The organism is Methylosinus sp. RM1 (assembly GCF_011378635.1).
In the GTDB taxonomy this organism is placed as follows: domain Bacteria; phylum Pseudomonadota; class Alphaproteobacteria; order Rhizobiales; family Beijerinckiaceae; genus Methylosinus; species Methylosinus sporium.
Genome location: NZ_WOVC01000013.1, coordinates 68004 through 86715, shown reverse-complemented (window position 1 = coordinate 86715; position 18712 = coordinate 68004). Strand labels below are relative to the sequence as shown.

General features: G+C 65.7%; 22 protein-coding genes, 2 tRNA genes and 1 pseudogene. 5 read left to right on the top strand and 20 right to left on the bottom strand.

What is annotated here, in order from left to right:
- Positions 1 to 3: 3 nt before the first annotated feature.
- The 4 genes from FMZ75_RS11405 to FMZ75_RS11390 all read right to left on the bottom strand — a co-directional run bounded on the left by FMZ75_RS11405 (position 4) and on the right by FMZ75_RS11390 (position 3165).
- Positions 4 to 828: a TetR/AcrR family transcriptional regulator gene (locus FMZ75_RS11405; protein ID WP_166142867.1), complete on the bottom strand. Its 825-nt coding sequence runs from the start codon at positions 826 to 828 to the stop codon at positions 4 to 6.
- A 98-nt stretch (positions 829 to 926) separates the two neighbouring features.
- A complete protein-coding gene (gene proC, locus FMZ75_RS11400; protein WP_166142864.1) occupies positions 927 to 1751 on the bottom strand; it encodes a pyrroline-5-carboxylate reductase in 825 nt (274 codons plus the stop codon).
- Between the two features lie 5 nt (positions 1752 to 1756).
- Entirely contained in the window at positions 1757 to 2260 is a 504-nt protein-coding gene (locus FMZ75_RS11395; RefSeq protein WP_108916476.1) for a YbjN domain-containing protein, read from the bottom strand.
- Positions 2261 to 2628: 368 nt separating this feature from the next.
- The gene (locus tag FMZ75_RS11390) at positions 2629 to 3165 is read right to left on the bottom strand and encodes a L,D-transpeptidase (RefSeq protein WP_108916475.1); all 537 of its coding nucleotides are present in this window, start codon (positions 3163 to 3165) and stop codon (positions 2629 to 2631) included.
- 224 nt (positions 3166 to 3389) lie between these two features.
- On the opposite strand from FMZ75_RS11390, the gene FMZ75_RS11385 reads away from it, so the two are divergent.
- A complete protein-coding gene (locus tag FMZ75_RS11385) occupies positions 3390 to 4265 on the top strand; it encodes a methyltransferase domain-containing protein (RefSeq protein WP_108916474.1) in 876 nt (291 codons plus the stop codon).
- Positions 4266 to 4308: 43 nt separating this feature from the next.
- Here FMZ75_RS11385 and FMZ75_RS11380 read toward each other — a convergent pair whose 3' ends face one another.
- Both FMZ75_RS11380 and FMZ75_RS11375 read right to left on the bottom strand, forming a co-directional pair.
- On the bottom strand, positions 4309 to 4680 hold the full coding sequence (locus tag FMZ75_RS11380) for a protease inhibitor I42 family protein (protein WP_166142862.1): 372 nt from the start codon (positions 4678 to 4680) through the stop codon (positions 4309 to 4311).
- Between the two features lie 2 nt (positions 4681 to 4682).
- On the bottom strand, positions 4683 to 5999 hold the full coding sequence (locus tag FMZ75_RS11375) for a glycosyltransferase (RefSeq protein ID WP_142861353.1): 1317 nt from the start codon (positions 5997 to 5999) through the stop codon (positions 4683 to 4685).
- A gap of 81 nt (positions 6000 to 6080) precedes the next feature.
- On the opposite strand from FMZ75_RS11375, the gene rlmN reads away from it, so the two are divergent.
- Positions 6081 to 7247, top strand: coding sequence for a 23S rRNA (adenine(2503)-C(2))-methyltransferase RlmN (rlmN, locus tag FMZ75_RS11370; RefSeq protein WP_166142860.1), 1167 nt, complete (start codon positions 6081 to 6083; stop codon positions 7245 to 7247).
- A gap of 43 nt (positions 7248 to 7290) precedes the next feature.
- Positions 7291 to 7725: a hypothetical protein gene (locus tag FMZ75_RS11365; protein ID WP_166142858.1), complete on the top strand. Its 435-nt coding sequence runs from the start codon at positions 7291 to 7293 to the stop codon at positions 7723 to 7725.
- Positions 7726 to 7751: 26 nt separating this feature from the next.
- Here the strand turns inward: FMZ75_RS11365 and FMZ75_RS11360 are convergent, their stop codons facing one another.
- From FMZ75_RS11360 to FMZ75_RS11350, 3 genes are all read right to left on the bottom strand, one after another.
- Positions 7752 to 8006: a hypothetical protein gene (locus FMZ75_RS11360; RefSeq protein ID WP_142861356.1), complete on the bottom strand. Its 255-nt coding sequence runs from the start codon at positions 8004 to 8006 to the stop codon at positions 7752 to 7754.
- 116 nt (positions 8007 to 8122) lie between these two features.
- Entirely contained in the window at positions 8123 to 8617 is a 495-nt protein-coding gene (locus FMZ75_RS11355; protein WP_108916468.1) for a disulfide bond formation protein B, read from the bottom strand.
- Complete coding sequence (locus FMZ75_RS11350; protein ID WP_174800264.1) at positions 8614 to 9195, bottom strand: YqaA family protein; 582 nt, start codon at positions 9193 to 9195, stop codon at positions 8614 to 8616. Before FMZ75_RS11350 ends, FMZ75_RS11355 begins: the two co-directional genes overlap by 4 nt.
- 151 nt (positions 9196 to 9346) lie before the next feature.
- Between FMZ75_RS11350 and FMZ75_RS11345 the strand changes: the two genes are divergently transcribed.
- Positions 9347 to 9431, top strand: a tRNA-Leu gene (locus tag FMZ75_RS11345).
- A gap of 39 nt (positions 9432 to 9470) precedes the next feature.
- Here FMZ75_RS11345 and FMZ75_RS22135 read toward each other — a convergent pair.
- On the bottom strand, positions 9471 to 9992 hold the full coding sequence (locus FMZ75_RS22135; RefSeq protein ID WP_370464703.1) for a SlyX family protein: 522 nt from the start codon (positions 9990 to 9992) through the stop codon (positions 9471 to 9473).
- On the opposite strand from FMZ75_RS22135, the pseudogene ureG reads away from it, so the two are divergent.
- Positions 9991 to 10655, top strand: a pseudogene (ureG, locus tag FMZ75_RS11330) (urease accessory protein UreG). The gene FMZ75_RS22135 and the pseudogene ureG sit on opposite strands and share 2 nt — an antisense overlap.
- Positions 10656 to 10662: 7 nt before the next feature.
- Here the strand turns inward: ureG and FMZ75_RS11325 are convergent.
- From FMZ75_RS11325 to FMZ75_RS11280, 10 genes are all read right to left on the bottom strand, one after another.
- On the bottom strand, positions 10663 to 11787 hold the full coding sequence (locus tag FMZ75_RS11325) for a diguanylate cyclase (RefSeq protein WP_166142856.1): 1125 nt from the start codon (positions 11785 to 11787) through the stop codon (positions 10663 to 10665).
- Between the two features lie 97 nt (positions 11788 to 11884).
- Positions 11885 to 11959 (bottom strand) — tRNA-Gly (locus FMZ75_RS11320).
- A gap of 17 nt (positions 11960 to 11976) precedes the next feature.
- On the bottom strand, positions 11977 to 12528 hold the full coding sequence (locus FMZ75_RS11315; protein ID WP_166142854.1) for a hydrogenase maturation protease: 552 nt from the start codon (positions 12526 to 12528) through the stop codon (positions 11977 to 11979).
- A 1-nt stretch (position 12529) separates the two neighbouring features.
- Positions 12530 to 13822, bottom strand: coding sequence for a Ni/Fe hydrogenase subunit alpha (locus FMZ75_RS11310; RefSeq protein ID WP_166142852.1), 1293 nt, complete (start codon positions 13820 to 13822; stop codon positions 12530 to 12532).
- A complete protein-coding gene (locus tag FMZ75_RS11305) occupies positions 13812 to 14606 on the bottom strand; it encodes an oxidoreductase (protein WP_166142850.1) in 795 nt (264 codons plus the stop codon). The genes FMZ75_RS11310 and FMZ75_RS11305 overlap by 11 nt, the downstream gene beginning before the upstream one ends.
- A gap of 2 nt (positions 14607 to 14608) precedes the next feature.
- A complete protein-coding gene (locus FMZ75_RS11300; protein ID WP_142864766.1) occupies positions 14609 to 15460 on the bottom strand; it encodes an FAD/NAD(P)-binding protein in 852 nt (283 codons plus the stop codon).
- Positions 15444 to 15908: a cyclic nucleotide-binding domain-containing protein gene (locus FMZ75_RS11295; protein WP_207783389.1), complete on the bottom strand. Its 465-nt coding sequence runs from the start codon at positions 15906 to 15908 to the stop codon at positions 15444 to 15446. The genes FMZ75_RS11300 and FMZ75_RS11295 overlap by 17 nt, the downstream gene beginning before the upstream one ends.
- Positions 15905 to 17029 carry a 4Fe-4S dicluster domain-containing protein gene (locus FMZ75_RS11290; protein WP_166142848.1) on the bottom strand — a complete coding sequence of 375 codons (1125 nt, stop codon included), beginning with the start codon at positions 17027 to 17029 and terminating at the stop codon, positions 15905 to 15907. The genes FMZ75_RS11295 and FMZ75_RS11290 overlap by 4 nt, the downstream gene beginning before the upstream one ends.
- Before the next feature lie 150 nt (positions 17030 to 17179).
- A complete protein-coding gene (locus FMZ75_RS11285; protein ID WP_166142846.1) occupies positions 17180 to 17536 on the bottom strand; it encodes a DUF3592 domain-containing protein in 357 nt (118 codons plus the stop codon).
- Between the two features lie 32 nt (positions 17537 to 17568).
- Positions 17569 to 18669: a 2'-deoxycytidine 5'-triphosphate deaminase gene (locus FMZ75_RS11280; protein ID WP_166142844.1), complete on the bottom strand. Its 1101-nt coding sequence runs from the start codon at positions 18667 to 18669 to the stop codon at positions 17569 to 17571.
- Between the last annotated feature and the right edge of the window lie 43 nt (positions 18670 to 18712).

The window sequence follows — 18712 nt, the reverse complement described above, 5'->3', positions numbered from 1 at the left end:
CCGTCAGGCGGTGGCGTCGTCCTGATGCCGGCGATGGCCTTCGCCGTGGTGATGGCCCTCGGCGTGATGATGGTCTTCGGCGTGGTGATGACGCCGACGCGCCTCCTCATAATCTTCCTCGAACTCATCGTCGCGATCACGCGCATGATGGCGGTGGCGACGGCGGCCGGTCATTCCGCGGAACACGGCGCGCGCCAGACCGCGCAGCGGCGAGGTCAGGCGGCTCACATCCTCGATGCGCTCGATCACCGCCTCGCTGCGCGAGAGCTCACGGTCGAGCGCGGCCTTGGTGCGGCACAGATCGACGTCGCGATCGTCGAACCAGGTCCCGAGCACGCGCCACCAGGCGATGGAGAGGCCCTGCAGCTTCAACGCGCCGAGCGCGCCTTCGCTGTCTATGTCGGCGGCCTCCAGCATGAAACGCATGGAATTGACCGTCTCGCGGTTGAGCGCGGCCGCCGCCAGCGGATCGGTCGAGGCCCATTGCGAGACCGACTCCAGCGCATTACGATAGGGCTCGAGCGCTTCGAGACGGCGCAGCAGCACCTCATAGAGCCGCTCCTTGGCGGGCTCGGAGGCGTAGCGGCCGGAGAAATCCTCCAGCACTTGCCGGTCGATCTTGCGCGAGAAAGCCGCCAGCACCGCGCCTTTGGAGGGGAAATTGTCGCGGAAATCCGCGAGCGAGACATCCGCGTCCTGGGCGATGTCGGAAATCGCGATATCCTCGAAGGCGCGGCGGGCCGCCAGCCGCATCAAGGATTCGACGATCCGGTCGCGGACCGAGCCGCTTCTATTGCCTGTTTCGTTGGTCTTGCCGCTCGTCGCCATCGCCGCCTCCTCACATCGCTCGAAGCCAGCCGCTTCCACGTTAATTTAGGCAAGCTAATTTAGGGCGTTTTGGCCGAATCGGAAGCGCTTTGCGCCGCTCAGCCGGACAATTCCCCCGCCCGGCGCTTCGCCGCGGCGACCGCGCGCTCCAGCAGCGGCGCGAGGCCGTCGCCCGCCATCAGAACCTCGAGCGCCGCCGCGGTCGTGCCGCCGGGCGAGGTGACGTTCTGACGAAGCGTCGCCGGCGTCGTACCGGCGCTCTGACGCAATAATTCGCCGGCGCCGGAAACGGTTGCGCGGGCCAGCCGCGCCGCCGTCTCCTCCGGCAGGCCGGCCTCGACGCCCGCTCTGGTCAGGCATTCGACGAAATAGAAGACATAGGCCGGACCGGAGCCGGACACGGAAGTCACGGCGTCGACCAGCGGCTCGGTCTCGACCCAGACCACCTCGCCGACGGCGGCGAGCAGAGTCTCGGCCAGCGCGCGATTCTCCGTATCGACGGCGGGCGCGGCGAAGGCGCCGGTGATTCCGCGGCCGATGGCGGCCGGCGTGTTGGGCATTGCACGCACGAAAAGCCGCGCCTGCGGCAGCCGAGCGGAAAGATCGGCGACGCGCTTGCCGGCGAGAATGGAGACGATGAGCGTATCGGAGCCGGCCTCTCCCGCGATCGTCGGCGCGACCTGATCCAGCGCCTGCGGCTTCACGGCGAGCAGAAGCGCGCGCGGGGCCTCGCGATTTTCCGGATTGAGGCGAAAGCCGCGCTCCTGTGCGAGCGAGACGAGCGCCGGCGAAGGCTGCGGCTCGACAATGGTCACGCCCGCGCCAGAAAGCCCGCGAGCCGCCCAGCCCTGCAGCAGGGCGAAACCCATTTTTCCGGCCCCGACCAGAGTGATGGAGCGGGGCAGCTCGGCCGCGTCGGCCATTTGGATCACGCTTCTCCCTTGGTCTCGAAGGTCGCGGTCTCGAGCGCTTCCTTAGCGCCCTTGCCGGCCCAGAGCACGAATTGGAACGCCTGATAATAGCGCTCGCAGGTCTCCAGCGCATGGTCCAGCAGAGCGGCGCATTGCGGACCGGAGGGCTGGGCGCCGCCGGTCAGCAGCAGGCCCTGGCGGTGCATGACGACCCCCTCGCTCGGCCACAAATCGAAATGGCCGACCCAGAGCTGTTCGTTGATCGTGCGGATCAGCGCCTGCGCCTCGGTGCGGCGGCGTTCCGGCACGCGCAGATCGAAGGCGCAGCTCACATGGAGAGTCTCGAGCTCCGCCAGCCAAGTGAAGGCCACATGATAGTCGGTCCAACCGCCGGCGACAGAGATCGAAATCTCGTCTTCGTCGTCGCGATCGAAGCTCCAGTCATTGGTGGAGGCCAGCTGCTCGACGATATCGACGGGATGTCGGGGACGGTCGAAGTCTTTGTCAGGTGCGATCAGCATGAGCGAAACCTAATGTGAGGGTCGGCCAGACAAGGGCGACGGACGCTTCTCTCTTCAGAGACGCAGACGCTGACTGCGAGCCTTCGCGCTCCCCTTGTGGAAACCGCCCGACGAAACGAATCGTCCTGCTCGTTCACTCTACTCGAAACAATTGAAATGCCGCCGACTCGACGATGTGTGGACGCGAACCTCATGTGCGTTCGTTGATTTGTCGCACAGTGGTGGATTCGTTTCCGCCGGTCTACAGGCGGCGAGCCGACGTCCACAAGCTGAAGCATTCGCGAAACGAAAAACCGTGGGACAAGTCTGCGTCGCGCGGCTTGCGCGAAGCTGCGCGACGCGGCGGACCGGCTCCGCTCTCGTCTTTTTTAAGGAGTCATCACCACCGGCGTGCCGACGCTGACGCGCTCATAGAGGTCGACGACATCCTCGTTCAGCATACGAATGCAGCCATAGGAGGCCGCAGTGCCGACCGAGGCGCGCATTTTATTGGTCGTGCCATGGATCGCCACCTGATTGCGATCGAGCGTCAGAGCGCGGACGCCCATCGGATTATGCGGCGAGCCACCGTGGATGAAATTGGGCAGCTCGGGATGGTCCTGCTTGACCACCGCCGGCGGAACCCAATCGGGATTCACATATTTCCCGTCGATGCGGGCGTAGCCGGACCATTCCTTGCCGGCCTTGGGCACCGCGACCGGATAGCGAATGGCGGTGCCGTCCCCATTGACCAGGAACAGGCTGCGCTGGCGGGCGCTGATCACCACCGTGCCCGGCTGCACCGGGGCGCTGTAGGAGACGACATTATGCGCCGCGCTCGCCGCTCCCGGCAGCGAGGCGAGGCCGCAAGCGAGCGCCGCCGCGGCCGTGTAACGCGAAATACGCTGACGAAACGAAATGCTCATGGCTCACACCTTCTCCGAATGGCCGGCGTCGCATTCGAACATGTCGCGCATTCTAGCTTCGGCCATAATTCGCGCCAGCCATCTCATAGTTGCGGTTACGGTTTAACACTAAGATTTCCTTACCTGTCTCGCTAAAGCGCGACAGAAGCTGGGGAAATCTCCGCCTTAATTCGGCCTTGCGCGGCGCCGGTTGCGCGGCGCGCGTGTTCGGGGCATGACGGGGCATGGAACATGGACAGTCCGCGCCGGCGATTTTCGACCGCGCCCTGCTGCGCCGCCGGCTGGCGCGGGCGGCGTCCCGCGGCGCGCCCGATTTTCTATTGGCCCGCGCCGCCGACGATCTCGCCGATCGGCTGAGGGGCATAAAGCGTCCCTTCCCCCGCTCGCTCGATCTCTGCACGCCCGCGGCGCATTTCGCACAGATCGTCGCGGCGAGCGGGCGGCCCGCGCCGCTGCGGGCCGGGCGTTTTCAGGAGCCGAGCGTCGATCTCGTCGCCGAGGAGGAGACGCTGCCCTTCGCGGCGGAGGCCTTCGACCTCATCGTCTCCGGCTTTGCGCTGCAATGGGTGGACGACCTCCCCGGCGCGCTCGCCCAGGCGCGGCGGATGCTGGCGCCGGACGGGCTTTTTCTTGCCTGTTTTCCGGGCGGCGCGAGCCTCATCGAGCTGCGCGCCGCGCTCGCCCAGGCGGAGGACGAGATTTGCGGCGGGGCGAGCCCGCGCGTCTCGCCTTTCGTCGATCTGCGCGATCTCGGCGGGCTATTGCAGCGGGCCGGCTTCGCCCTGCCGGTGACCGACGTCGACTCCTTCACGCTGCGCTATGATTCCATGTTCGCGCTCTGCGCCGAGCTGCGCGCCATGGGCGCCGCCAATGTGCTGACGCAGCGCTCCCGCAAGCCGCTGCGGCGCGCCGTTCTGCTGCGGGCCGCGGAAATCTACGCGACGCGCTTCTCCGACGCCGACGGCCGCGTGCGCGCGACGATGGAGCTGGTCTGGCTCTCCGGCTGGGCGCCGCACGAGAGCCAGCAGAAGCCGCTCGAGCCCGGCTCGGCGCAAATGCGGCTCGCCGATGCGCTGAAGCCGAAGGAAGGATCGTCGTAGCGGTCCAGTGTCTCGCGAAGCGCGCCTTCCGGCTCGCAGATCGCTAGCGCACGCGAACCTCGACCTCCCGGCGGCGCACCACCTGCTTCTCCCAAGGCCGCTTCTCGACGAAGACGAGACGCGCTCTGCCGGCGACGACGGCCTCGATGCGGAAAAAACGCAGGCTGGGGGCGCCGGCTCGCGGCGGCTCCGACTCGTCGCCCGAAGGGACGAAACCGCCATCCACGACCCGCACAATGGCCGGATTTGTGCTCGCCGCTCGGTCGAAGCGCCAGACATAGCCGGTGGAGGGATTCTCGATCAATTCGAGCCTCCGCGTCTCGCCCTTTGCGAGCGTCAGATGCGCCTCCCCGGCTCGAACCGACGATAATTCGAGCAAAATCATCGCGATCGCGATAAGAACCAGCTTCGTCATCCTTAAGCCTCGACAGCAACTGCCGCGCATCCGACAAGCTCCGATATCTTCGCCGCGGCCGCGGCTGCGCCATCCTCGCGGCCGATGCGCCCGGCCGCCTCGCGGGCGCTTTCGGCGTAGCGGTCATCGGAAAAGAGAGCGCCCAGCTCCTCGACGAGGCGCTCCCTCGAGCATTGCTCATAAGGGAGGCGCCGGCCGACGCCGAGACGCTCCACGCGCGCGGCGTTGTCGCCCTGATCGCCGAAGACGGGGACGATGAGCTGCGGATGCCCGGCGCGCAGCGCCTGCCCGCAGGTTCCCGAGCCGCCGTGATGCGCCACGACGGCGGCGCGCGGAAATATCAGCGAATGGCGGATATGGCCGGCGACGAAGAGCTGCGGCGGCAGCCCCTCGGCCAAAGCCTCTCGCTCCTCCTCCGCGACCAGCAGCACGGCGCGCCGCCCCAGGCGGAGCGCCGCATGGCCGGCGGCGCGGTAGAAGTCCGAGCGCCCGCGCACGACGAAGCTGCCGAGCGTCACGACGATCGGCGGCGCGCCGGCTTCGAGGAAATCTACGAGCGGCTCCGGCAAGCCCTCGGCCGCATCGGTGAAACGGTCATGGAAGGTATGGCCGGCGAGAAAGACATTGGCCGGATGATCGGGCTGCGGCGGCGCCAGCAGCGGGCTCATGAGCCCGAGAGTCGCCTGCGCATAGGAGCCGCCGGTCAAAAGATCGCGCCCGCGTCGATGCGGCAGGCCGAGCTCGCGCCGCAGCCGCGCGATCGGCCGCCCCTGCCAAGCGAGAAAATGCGTCACCGCGAAAGCCAACGCTTTGTTATAGGCGAGCGCGAGGCCGGAACGCGGGTCGGCCACGAAGCGCGAGCGCGGACCGAGCGGCGGATCATAGGCCGAAAACAGGAAGAGCGGCGACACGACGCCGTCGAAGAGCGGCACGGCGAGCCGTTCCGCGGCGAGCTTCGCCGAGAAGCAGATGCTGTGCGCGACCACCGCCGCCGCACCCTCGCCCGCCGCCGCGACATCCTCGAAGCTCTGGCGGAGATAGGGAAAGATCAGCTCGCGGAACATGAAGCCGTCGTCGCGCGCGACGCGATCGGCGACGCCGCCCAAGTCCAGACCGAGCCGCTCGGTCAATTCCTCGACGTCCGGCCGCACGGCGGCGAAGCCGAGCCCCTCGCTCTCGATCCAGTCGCGATAGAAGACGCTGGTGGCGATCACCGGGCGAAAGCCGAGGCGTTTCAGCGCGTGAGCGAGCGCCACGTAAGGATTGAGGTCGCCGAGCGAGCCGAAGGTCGCTATGACGATTTTCCGCCCGTCTCCCATGTCCGTCTTCGTCCCTTCGCCGCCCCATGGAGTCGGCTGGCGCGCATGTTATACTGATTTCCTCGCAGAAAAGAGGACTTGATGACCGCCGCTTCCGCTTCCGATCCTCGCCCGTCGCTCGCCGGCGCCACACGCGCCGAGCTGGCCGATGCGCTGGGCGCCATAGAGATACCGGAGCGCGAGATCAGAATGCGGGTCTCGCAGCTCTGGCATTGGATTTATTTCCGCGGCGCGCGAGAGTTTTCCGAGATGCTCAACATCTCGAAAGCCGTGCGCGCGAAGCTCGCCGAGCGCTTCACCTTGGCTCTGCCGGAGATCGCGGCCGAGCAGGTCTCCACCGACGGCACGCGCAAATGGCTGCTGCGGCTCGACCCCGTCGACGCCAATGACAAGGGCGCGGAGATCGAATGCGTCTATATTCCCGAGAGCGACCGCGGCACCTTATGCGTTTCCAGCCAGGTGGGCTGCACGCTCAATTGCAGCTTTTGCCATACGGGCACGCAAAAGCTGGTGCGCAATCTCTCGACGCGCGAGATCGTCGCGCAGCTTCTCGTCGCGCGCTCGCGGCTCGGCGATTTTCCCGGCCTCGAGCCGCCGACCGATGGGCTCGTGCCCTCGGGGCCGGACGTGCGCGCCGTCTCCAACATCGTCTTCATGGGCATGGGCGAGCCGCTCTATAATCTCGAGCAGGTCGAGGATGCGATCGAGATCATGTCCGACGGCGACGGGCTGTCGCTATCGAAGCGGCGCATCACCGTCTCCACCTCGGGCGTCGTGCCGCAGATCGAGAAGCTCGGCGCCGAATGCGGGCCTATGCTGGCGATCTCGCTGCACGCCGTGCGCGATCCGCTGCGCAATGAGCTGGTCCCGCTCAACAAGAAATATCCGATCCGCGAATTGCTCGACGCCTGTCGCGACTATCCCGGCGCCTCCAATGCGCGGCGCATCACCTTCGAATATGTGATGCTGAAGGGCGTCAACGACAGCCCGGCGGAAGCGCGCGAATTGGTGCGGCTGCTGAAGGGCATTCCGGCCAAGATCAATCTGATCCCCTTCAACCCCTGGCCGGGCGCGCCTTATGAATGCTCCGATTGGGAGACGATCGAGCGCTTCTCCGACATCGTCTTCAACGCCGGCTATGCGAGCCCGGTGCGCACGCCGCGCGGCCGCGACATTCTCGCGGCCTGCGGTCAGCTGAAGAGCGAGACGGAGAAGCTGCGCGCAAGGGCGCGGCTCGCGGTGGAATAGAGCGCGCTCGGTCCCGAAGAACGAGATCGCCGGAAAGATATCCATGCGAGACATCGTCCCGATCGTCGACGGACTGGCGAAGGCTCTCGACCGCGATGATTTCGATGCGGCGAGTTGTTTTCTGAGTGAGGATTGCGTCTACGACACCGGCGGCGACGTCGTGACGGGACGCATCGCGATCATCGACTCCTATCGCGCCGCCTCGGCTTGGGCGCATGCGACATTCGATGAAGTCGTCTACGAATCGGAGATCGATCGAGCCGACGTCTCCGACACGTCCGTCGCGGTTATCTATACGGATCGCATACGCAAAGGCGAGCGCTGGCACACGCACAAATGCCGACAAACGGTCGACGTGGACCGCCGATCCGGCGAAGTCGTCGCCATCGCCCATGGCGATTTCGAAGGCGAAACGGAGCGTCTGAACGCTTTCTTCGCCGCCAGCGGAGTCGTTCGGCGCGCGCGCCCCGAAAGCTAGCTGCGGCCCGATGTTCGCGGCGCCTGTCAGCCCAGCAGCCGCCGCAGCGCCTCCGCGCTGGTGACGGGGCCATTTGTCGGCGCGCCCTTATTGGCGAGCTTGTCGAGCGTGATGAGAATCTTCGTCAGCTTGTCCTGCATCAGATTGACGTCATTCGCCAATTCGTTGAAACGATTCTCCAATAGGATGAGATGCCGGCCGAGCGCCCGCGTGTTGGGCGAGCCGTCCGGGCTGGTCTGAACGCCCTGCGTCTGCATGTCGTATTGCTGGAAGACTCGCATGGAAATTCTCCGATTGCTCGCGAGCGGGCCGCGCCGCCGCCGATCGAGAATGGTCAATTCTCTATCGGGCAGAGGATGGCGCGAGCGGCCGCTGCGACAAGGCCGTTCGGAGAATTTCAGCGGCCGCGCGCGGCGCGAAAGGCGATGGCGGCGAGAGCGGCGGAGATCAGCACATTCCAATTGCTGAGCGTGAGCGCGAAAATGCGCAGCGCCGGACGATCGCAGCTCACCACTTTCATCTTGTCGAGCGAGGAGCGGAAATCGTCGAAGGAGCCGGCCTTGCTCAGCGCCCCCGTGCATTCGGAGGGGCCGGGAAAAAGCTTCAGCTCGACGCCGGAATGATAGAGCGCCAGCGCCGTCCCCGCCGCGAACAACAGCCCGAGCAGCGCCAGCGCGATGCGCGCGGCGCCCTCCCCGCCCCGCTGCAGCGCTATGGCCGCGAAGGCGGCGAGCGGAATGCCGGCGTAATAGGGTATGCGCTGCTTCAGGCACAGCTCGCAGGGGGCGAAGCCCATCGCCTCGAAGATCCAGGCGCCGCCTATGGTGGCGACGGCGACGCCGAGAACGACCAGCGCCGCGCGCCGCCGCGTGGAGAGCAGCGCCGCGATCACAGGAATTTCGCCGCCACGACGAATCCGACGACGACGATCGCCGCCATGCCGCCGACGAACACGCCGAAATTCGCCTCCAGCTTGTCGCGCAGAAAATCGCCGAAATGATTGATGGCGGCGGCGAGGATGAAGAAGCGCGCGCCGCGCGTGACGAGCGAGAGCGCGAGGAACAGGCCGAAATTATAATCCATCAGCCCGGAGACGATGGTGACGAGCTTATAGGGAATGGGGGTGAGCCCTTTCACCAGAATGAAGATGGCGCCCCATTGGGCGTAGAAGGCGCGCAGCGCCTCCATTTTGGCGGCGTAGCCATAGAGATCGATGAGCCAGAGGCCGATCGTGTCGTAGAACAGCGCGCCTATGGCGTAGCCGAGCGCGCCGCCCGCGACCGAGCCGACAGTGCAGATCGCGGCATAGAGCCAGGAGCGCTTCGGCTGCGCCAGCGACATGGGCAGGAGAATCACATCCGGCGGAACCGGAAAGAAAGAGCTTTCCGCGAAAGCTATGGCGCCGAGCGCGAGCGGCGCGTGCCGGCTGGCGGCGAGCGACATGGTCCAGTCGTAGAGCTTTTTGATCATTTTCCAACCGGTTCGGAAGGCGGAGCGCCTCTCGTTTATCATTTCGGCAGTCGGGAAGCGAGGCTCGAGGCTCGAAGATGTGCGAGGTCGCCTTGACGGAGGCTTCGGCCCGGCTAATATCCGCGCCGCGACGCCGGCCCCGCCGGCCCGCGCCCCTGTGGCGGAATTGGTAGACGCGCTCGACTCAAAATCGAGTTCCGCAAGGAGTGCTGGTTCGACTCCGGCCAGGGGCACCAATAATATTCATAAATTCAAATAGATAGCGCGCGCCCGCATTAGTAATGCGGCGGCGGGGGCTCTGGCGCGTCGCGGTGGCCGAGCGTCTGGAACTCCTCGCGCAATCGGGCGAGCTGCCGTTCCAGCGCATCGATCCTTCGCCATTGCGACGCGATGACGTCGTTCAGCTCGGCGACGGTCCTGTCCTGATGCGCGAGCGCCGTCTCCAGGGCGACGAGACGAGAGGACAATTCCGACAGCTCTTCGCTCATGAGGACTCCATTGCGCCGCACATCCCATCGGCCGGCGCGCGCATCCAAGCTTCGATCGCGCGGAAAGACAAGAGCTTCCGCTCCGCCGCCGCCCTCGCCGTCCCCTCGATCCGTCGCCACCGCCTTCAGCGCCACGGAGGCGGCGGAGGAGCGGCTGTCGACGCCGAGCTTCACGAAAATGCGCTCCAAATGCTCATGCACCGTGCGCGGCGAGATGCAGAGAATCTCGGCTATGTCGAGATTCGACTTGCCGCGTGCGAGCCAGCTCGCACCTCCGCCCTGCGCATAGACATCGCGTCCATGCGCCATGAAACGCAATATACGAGGCTGTTCCGCTCATGACCGCGCCCCTCCCAACGGCCTGCTGCGCGTCGGCGTCGGCGGCCCGGTCGGCTCCGGCAAGACGGCGCTGATGGATCGGCTGTGCAAGTTTCTGCGCGATAAATATCGTCTCGCCGCCATTACCAATGACATTTACACGAAGGAGGACGTTGAATTCCTCACCCGCTCCGGCGCGCTCGCGCCCGAGCGCATCGTCGGCGTCGAGACCGGGGGCTGCCCGCATACGGCGATCCGCGAGGACGCCTCGGCCAATCTCGCCGCCGTCGCCGAGATGAACCGCAAATTCCCGGATCTCGATCTCATTCTCATCGAGAGCGGCGGCGACAATCTCGCCGCGACCTTCAGCCCCGAGCTCGCCGACTTGACGCTCTATGCCATCGACGTCTCGGCCGGCGACAAAATTCCGCGCAAGGGCGGGCCCGGCATCACGCGCTCCGATCTTCTCGTCATCAACAAGATCGATCTCGCGCCGCTGGTCGGAGCCTCGCTCGAGGTAATGGATCGCGACGCCCGCCGAATGCGCGGCGAAGTCCCTTCGTCTTCGCCAATCTGAAAGAAAATGTCGGGCTCGAAACGATCCCCGCCTTCATCGAGCGCATGGGCGGGCTGACCCGCGCCGAGGCTCGGTGACGCCATTTCACGACTGCGCGACGAACACCTGATTGCGGCCGCCGGATTTCGCGGCGTAGAGCGCCTTGTCGGCGGCCTCCTTCAGCGCGGAGAGATCGCTCTCGCGCTCGAAGAGCGCGATACCGACGCTGACGGAGGAGAGGCCGTCGCCGAGCGCCGCCGCCGCCGAGAGATAGGCCGCGCGGATGCGCTCGGCCACCGCGACCGCCCGCGCCGCGTCCACCCGCGTCAGCAGCAGCGCGAATTCGTCGCCGCCGACGCGCGCCAGAAAATCGCCTACGCGAATATTGCGCTCCGCCACTTCGCCGAATGTGACCAGCGCCCGATCGCCCATGGAATGGCCGAAACTGTCATTGATGATTTTCAGCCGATCGAGGTCGAAGACGAGCAGCGCCGTGTCGCCCCGCCCGCGCGAATTGCGGATCGCCTGACTCGCCTTATGATCGAAGCTGCGCCGATTGAACAAGCCGGTCAGCGGATCGGTGGCCGCGACGCGCTTTTGACGCGCGACCGCCCTCTCCTTCGACAGCGCGAGCAGAATGAAGCCGATCAGAACGCCGTGGATCACGCCCTCGACCGGGAGGAGTTCGAGAAGAAGCGAGGCGTCGAACGTCCCGCCGGCCTCCATTCGCCAGCCGATCGCCGCGATGGCGCCGAGTTGGAAGCATCCATGTGCGACGACGAGCGCCGTCGCGACGCGCGAGGCGAAGCTTCGCTCCTTGGCGCTCGACCAGAATTCAAAGGCGAGCAGCGCGCAATAGGCCGCCGATATCGCGCAGCGGCCGATGAGGCGAATCTCTATCTCTCGCCACGGGAAGACGACGACCCACAGCGCCCCGCCGGCGAGAATGACCCGCCAGTCGACCGGGCGTCCATTGAAGACGCGGGCGCCGCCCCAGACCGCCGCCGTGCCCCATAAGGTCAGCGCATTGCCGAGCGAGATCGCGAGGAGAGGATGGGAGCCGCGCGCCGCGAGCAGCGCCAGCCCGCCGCAGACCAGAAACAGCGCCGCCGACCACCAGAGGTTTTCCCTCTCCTCTCGATCCTCGCGCCACATGAGCAGCACGAACAGGCCCAGCAATCCGGTGACGAGGGAATGGGTCGAGAACAATGTCATGAGACAGACCAGCATGGATGAGCGATCCACATGCGACGACCCGAGCCGCCCTCGACGGGCGCGGCCCGGCCGCAACGAAAGGAGCGCTCTAAAAGGCGCGATCGGCCGGACATGGAGCGGGCGATGGGAATCGAACCCACGACATACAGCTTGGGAAGCTGTCGTTCTACCACTGAACTACGCCCGCAGACCGCCCGAAGGTGACTATTCGTATAGGGTTTTTCCGCCCTGTGGGCAAGGTCCGACCAAGTCGCCGCGTCCGACCATGTCACCGCCGGTGGAAAACAATGGCGCGGCGGATCGCCGAATCGACGGGAGCTCCCGCAAAATCAGCCGCGCCGCCTCGGCGGCCCCGGCTCTCGCCGCCTCCGATAGCGGCGCGCCGGGCGCAAAGCTCTCTCCCTCGATCACGAACAGAACGCAAACAGCGGGCATTTCGCCGAGCGCGCGCGCGACACCGAGCGCCTCGGCGAGGCCGAGGCCGTGGCTCGACCAGCCGAAATGCAGGCGGAGCGGCGGGCCGTCGCCGCCGATCTCGAAGCGCCGCACGGTTCCGGGCGGAGCGCCGGACAAGGCCGCGTCGACGATGATCGCCGCGCCGGCCTTTTCGAGCGCGTCGAGAACGGCGCCCGACTCGCCCGGGCATTCGACGATTTCCGGCGCGCCCGCGTCCCGCAGCAGCGCCGCCACCGTGCGGCCGACGGCGTCGTCGCCGCGATCCGAATTGCCGACGCACAGAATGACGCAGCGCTCCATCTCAGCCCCGATCGATATCGAGGCGCAAAAAATGCGTCGAGCAGGAGATGCAGGGATCATGATTACGCACCGTCTGCTCGCAGCGATGACGCAGATCATCTTCCGGCAGATGCAGAAAGGCGCCGACGAGGCTCTTCAAATCCTCCTCGATCAACCCCTGATTTTGCGAGGTGGGCGGCGTGATGACGGCCTCGGCGATCGATCCGTCCGCCTCGAGCCGATAGCGATGATAGAGCATCCCGCGCGGCGCCTCCGTCGCGGCGAAGCCGACGCCGGCGCGCGGCTCGATCGCGATGTGAGGCGCTTCCGGCTCCTCATAGCGTGCGACGATGCGCAGCGCTTCATCCAATGCATAGACGGTCTCCACCGCGCGCACGATGATGCTGCGATAGGGATTGGCGCAAATCGATCCGATACCCGCCTCGCGCGCCGCCTCCTGCGCGAGCGGCGACAGCCGCTCGAAATTGAGCGCATAGCGGGCGAGCGGACCGACCAGATAGGGATCGTCGCCATGGCGCATCCGCGCATGGAGCGCCGTCGAGCGCTGGACGTGGAACTCCTCGAAGTTCGCCTCGAATTCTCGCGCGGGGATGTCGAGGCCGCGGCTCGAGACGATGCGGCCCTCGTTGAACGGATATTCGCCCGGATGACGAAGCGACACGAAGACGTAATCGCGCGCGCAATCGGGAAAATCGAATCCGGCGACGAAACGTACGACCTCCAGCGCCTGCTCCAACGCGCGCTCGAGGCGCTCGCCGAGCGCGCGCAGCTCGCTCTTGCGCGGCGCGCGATAAAAGCCGCCGACGCGCACATTGATCGGATGAATCTCGCGCCCGCCGATGAGCGTCATGATCTCATTGCCGACCTTCTTGATCGCGAGCCCGCGCCGCACGATATCGCCATGGTCGCGCGCCATTTCGACGCCGCCGGCGTAGCCGAGAAAATCCGGCATATGCAGCATATGCACATGCAGCATGTGGCTCTCGATCCACTCGCCGCAATAGAGCAGGCGCCGCAGATCGCGCAGCGGTCCGGTCACGGCGACGCCGAGCGCATCCTCGATCGCATGGACGGCGCTCATCTGATAGGCGACAGGACATATGCCGCAAATGCGCGCGGCGATATCGGGCGCCTCGGCGAAGGCGCGCCCGCGCATCAGCGCCTCGAAAAAGCGCGGCGGCTCGAAAATCGTCAGCGCCGCGCTCGTCACCACGCCGTCTCGCACGGTGATTTCGAGCCCGCCCTCGCCTTCCACCCGCGCCAGCGCGCCGACAGAAATGGTTCTACTCGTCATGGCGCTCGCTCTCCTCGCGGAAGGCCTCGGCTTGCGCGTTGAATGTGCGATAGACGCGCTGCAGCGCTCGCTCATCCATGCCGAGCGCCGCGAGCTGCGCGCTCAGCGATGGCGCATTGGGCGTCTCGGCGGGGCCGAAGCAGCCATAGCAGCCGCGATCATAGGAAGGACACAGCGCGTCGCAGCCGGCATGAGTGACGGGACCGAGACAGGGCGTTCCATGCGCGACCATCACGCAGACATTGCCCTTCAGCTTGCATTGCAGACAGACGCTATGCGACGGCGTCGCCGGCTTGCGGCCGGCGAGAAAGCTCGAGATCACCTCGATCAGCTGGCCCTTGTCGATCGGACAGCCGCGCAGCTCGAAATCGATCTTCACGTGATCCGAAATCGGCGTCGATGTCGCGAGCGTATGGATATAGTCCGGCCGCGCATAGACGATCGACGCATATTCGCGCACATCGGCGAAATTGCGCAGCGCCTGTATGCCGCCGGACGTCGCGCAAGCGCCGATGGTGACGAGCGCGCGCGAGCGGCGCCGCACATCCTGTATGCGCTCGGCGTCATGCGGCGTGGTGATCGAGCCCTCGACGAGCGAGAGATCATAATTGCCGCGGATCGGCGCGCGCGTCGCCTCTGGAAAATAGGCGATATCGAGCGCCTGCGCGACGGCGAGCAGTTCGTCCTCGCAATCGAGCAGGCTGAGCTGACAGCCGTCGCAAGAGGCGAATTTCCATACCGCGAGCCGCGGCGCAGACGGCGTCCGATGTCCTTGCCCGCTCATGCTCAGATTTCCTTCTTCGCGATGAGGCCGCGCAATTGCGAATAGGGAAACACCGGCCCGTCGCGGCAGATGAAGACCGGCCCGAATTGGCAATGGCCGCACCAGCCGATCGCGCATTTCATATTGCGTTCCATGGAAAGATAGACGCGCTCTTGCGCGACGCCCCGCTCGAGCAGCGCATTGGCGACGAAGCGCATCATGATCTCCGGTCCGCAGAGCATGGCGAGCGCATTGGCGGCGTCGAATTGCGCACGCGACAGCAGCGTCGTCACCACGCCGACATTGCCGCGCCAATCGCCGCGCGCATGATCGACCGTCGCCTCCACCTCGACGTCGAGCCGCCCGCGCCAGGCTTCGAGCTCGTCGCGAAAGAGAATATCCGCCGGGCTGCGCGCGCCGAACAAAAGAAGAATACGGCCGTATTTCTCGCGCTCGGCGAAGAGGCGATAGAGCGCCGGCCGCAGCGGCGCGAGGCCAAGTCCGCCAGCGACGACGATCACATCGCGCCCCTCCGCCTCCACCATCGGCCAACCGCGTCCAAAGGGTCCGCGCAGGCCGATCGGCTCCCCCACATGCAGCTCTGTGAGCGCGCGCGAGACGGCGCCGACAGCGCGGATCGTGTGAACGAGCCGCGCGCTATTGGCCGAATCGCCGCTGACGCTGATCGCCGCCTCGCCGACGCCGAAAGCGGTGAGCATGTTGAATTGCCCCGGCGCGAAATCGAAAGCGCCGCCCTCGATTTCGAGAGTCACGACATCCGCGATCTCGCGCTTTCGCTTCACGACGCGGGCGACACGCGGAATCATGGGATCGGCGATGCTCGCCGCGGAAAATGCATCAGTCATGGGCGCCATAAATGTCGATCATCTGCATTCGCGCGGCCTGCAATCGCTCGACCAGCGGCGGCATGAAACGCTTCATCATGTCATAGCCGAGCCGTGGATCGGCCTCGCTCTTGCGGCGCAGGCAGGCGGCGTCGACGGCGATGGCGCGGACGAGATCGATCGCGCGCGCATCATATGTCCAGCGATAGGGCGGCACGAGCCAGGAGAGGCCGCAGAGATCGCCCTCATGCAGCGTCTGCACGGTGACGGCGCCGCGCGCCGGATCGCGCAGCTCTATGGCGACGCTTCCATTGCGCAGCAGAAAGAACCAATCGGCGCTGTCGCCTTCATGAAAAAGATATTGGCCCGGATCGAAGCGCGCATTCTTCGCGCAGCCGGAGACGAGCGCGACGAATCCCGCATCCATGCCGGCAAAAAAGCGATGCTCTTTGACGATATGCTCGATGCTCTCGATCATGTCGCGCCTTTCTGCGCGTCGCTCTCGCGAATGGCGCGCGCCTCCTCGGTCAAGTCTATGCCGACGGGACACCAGACGATGCAGCGTCCGCAGCCGACGCAGCCGGAGCTTCCGAATTGGTCGTACCAAGTGGAGAGCTTATGCGTCATCCATTGGCGATAGCGCGATTTGACGCTCTGCCGCACGCTGCCGCCGTGAATATAGGAAAAATCCAGCGTGAAGCAGGAATCCCAGCGCCGCGAGCGCTCGCTCTCGAGGCCTGTGAGATCGCTCGCATCCTCGACGCTGGTGCAAAAGCAGGTGGGGCAGACCATTGTGCAATTGGTGCAGGCGAGGCAGCGCGCCGCGACATCGTCCCAGCGCGGATGCTCGAGATTGCGCGCGAGCAATTCCCGCACATCGCCGGCCTCGAGACTGCGGCCCATGTTCTCGGCCGTATGCGCGAGAATAGCCTCCGCCTCCTCTGTCTCGCTCGCGCTCGCCGCGCGACGCGGCAGAGAGTCGAGAAGCGCCCTCCCCGCATCCGTGCCGATCTCGACGAGAAAGGAGCTTCCGACGACGATTTCGGTGAGCGCTATGTCGAAGCCCACGGTCGCCTTCGGCCCCGTATCCATCGAGACGCAGAAGCAGGCGCCGCCGGCGACGCCGCAATTCACCGCGACGACGAAGACGTCCTCGCGCCGCGCGCGATAATGCGGATCGGCGTAAGCGCCGCCGAGGAACACGCGGTCTTGAATGGCGATGGCGTGCAGCTCGCAGGAGCGCGCGCCGATGAAGGCGAATTTCTCGGCGCGAGTCGGCTCGGCCTCGACGCGCAACGCGTCGCCCTCACGCCGCGCGCGCCACAGGCGCAGCACGGGCGGGTGCAGCAGCTTTTTCCAGGATTGCGGGCCGACGACATAGCCGAACAAGGCTTCGTCATTGCGGCGCGTCAGCCGATAATGGCCGCCGTCCTGCTCATCGCCGACGCCGCGCGGCAGATCGTCCAGCGTGGCGATCTCGTCATAGACGATCGCCTCGTCGCGCACGGTCGGGCCAATGAGCGCATAGCCCTGCCCGCGCAGAGCCTCGAGCAGAGCCTCGAGGCCGGCGGCGTCGACGATGGAACGGGCCTCGGCCATGCCTTTGTCCATTGTCTCGAATCTAGCGTTCGAAATCGGCGCGGCGTCTCGGCGCGCGACGACGCTCCGTCGAACCGGCGGCCCTCGTTGATCTCATCGAATTATTGCAGTTTCCCGACAAAAATCGACGCGACGCGCTGTCGCGCCGCATCAGACGAGAATCATGACGATCGCAATGGCGATTGTGAAGATATTTTCAGTCGGCGCATAAGCCATGCATCGGCTCGGGTTCAGCGGATCATAGCTTATTTCGACTTCGTCGTTCGCTTCGGCGCTAATACGTACTTGACCGAAGGTTTGCTGGAGGTCGGAAACATATCGGCGATCGGATATGACATACGCGACCTCGATCTTATCTTCTATGACCTCACTAGGCAGCGTCTGACGTTCCACAATCGTTCCCGTCACACGCCCCCAATGTCTGTAGCGGAGGAGATTGAATGCCGCCAGGACCAGCAGCAGACATCCCGGGATCACAAAAATGTGATGAACGCTCTGGAACGACATCTTAGTCTCCGATCAGCCGCTCTCGGACGCGCTCACGGCGCCTTGAAATGTTTGGAGAGCTTCAGCTCCTGTCCCTGATAATTCGAGACGCCGCCTTGGCCATAGAGAATCTTCGGCTCGGCGGCCATTCGCTCATAGACGAGCCGGCCGATGACCTGCCCGTCCTCTAAAATAAAGGGCACGTCATGGCTGCGCACTTCCAGCACGGCGCGGCTGCCGGGCAGGCCCTGCGCGCCATAGCCGAAGCCGGGGTCGAAAAAGCCGGCGTAATGCACGCGGAACTCGCCCATTGCGGGGTCGATCGCCATCATCTCGGCCGAGAGATGGGAGGGAATGCGGATGCGCTCGCGCGAGGCGAGAATGTAGAACTCGTTCGGATCGAGGATGAGCTTGCCGCGACGCGGCGCGAGGCGCTCCCAATAATCCTCAATGGCGTAATGATCGACGCGATCGACATCGATCACATCCGTATGCTTTTGCGCGCGATAGCCGACGACATCGCCGAGCCCGTCCAGCGCGACGCGCAGGATCACGCCGTCGCGCAGCGTCAGCTCGCCATCGGCGAGCGGCGCGCGCGAATGCTGGGCCGCGAGCGCGGCGTCAGAGAGCGTCGCTTCGCCGACGACCGCGCGCCGACGCAGGCGCAGCTGATCGAGCCGCGAACCCTGCCGCGCCCGCACGCTAAAGCTGCGCGGCGAGACCTCGGCATAGAGCCGCCCGCGATAGCCGGCCGCGACATGATCGAAAATCTCGGTGTCGTCGGTGATGAGGCGGGTGAAAATATCGAGCCGCCCGGTCGAGCTCTTGGGATTGGCGACGCCGGAGATATCCTCCGGCAGATGCAGGCTCTCGAGCAGCGGAATCACATAGACGCAGCCACGCTCGAGCACCGCGCCAGCGCCGCGCAGGTCGATCTCGTCATAGGTCAGCTCGGCGAGCAGCGCCTCGACGCTGCGGCGCTTGCCGGGGAGAAAGCTGGCGCGGACGCGATAGGCCGTCGGGCCGAGGCGCAGATCGAGGCTCGCCGGCTGATGCTGGCCCTCCTCGATCGGCAGCGTCGCGACAATCGCGCCGGAAGCCGCCAATTCTCGGATCTGCTCGCAGGAGAGCACGCCATGGACGGCGGACGCCATCGAAACTCCTATCACAACGGTTCAGTCGTTGTGGGACCTTACA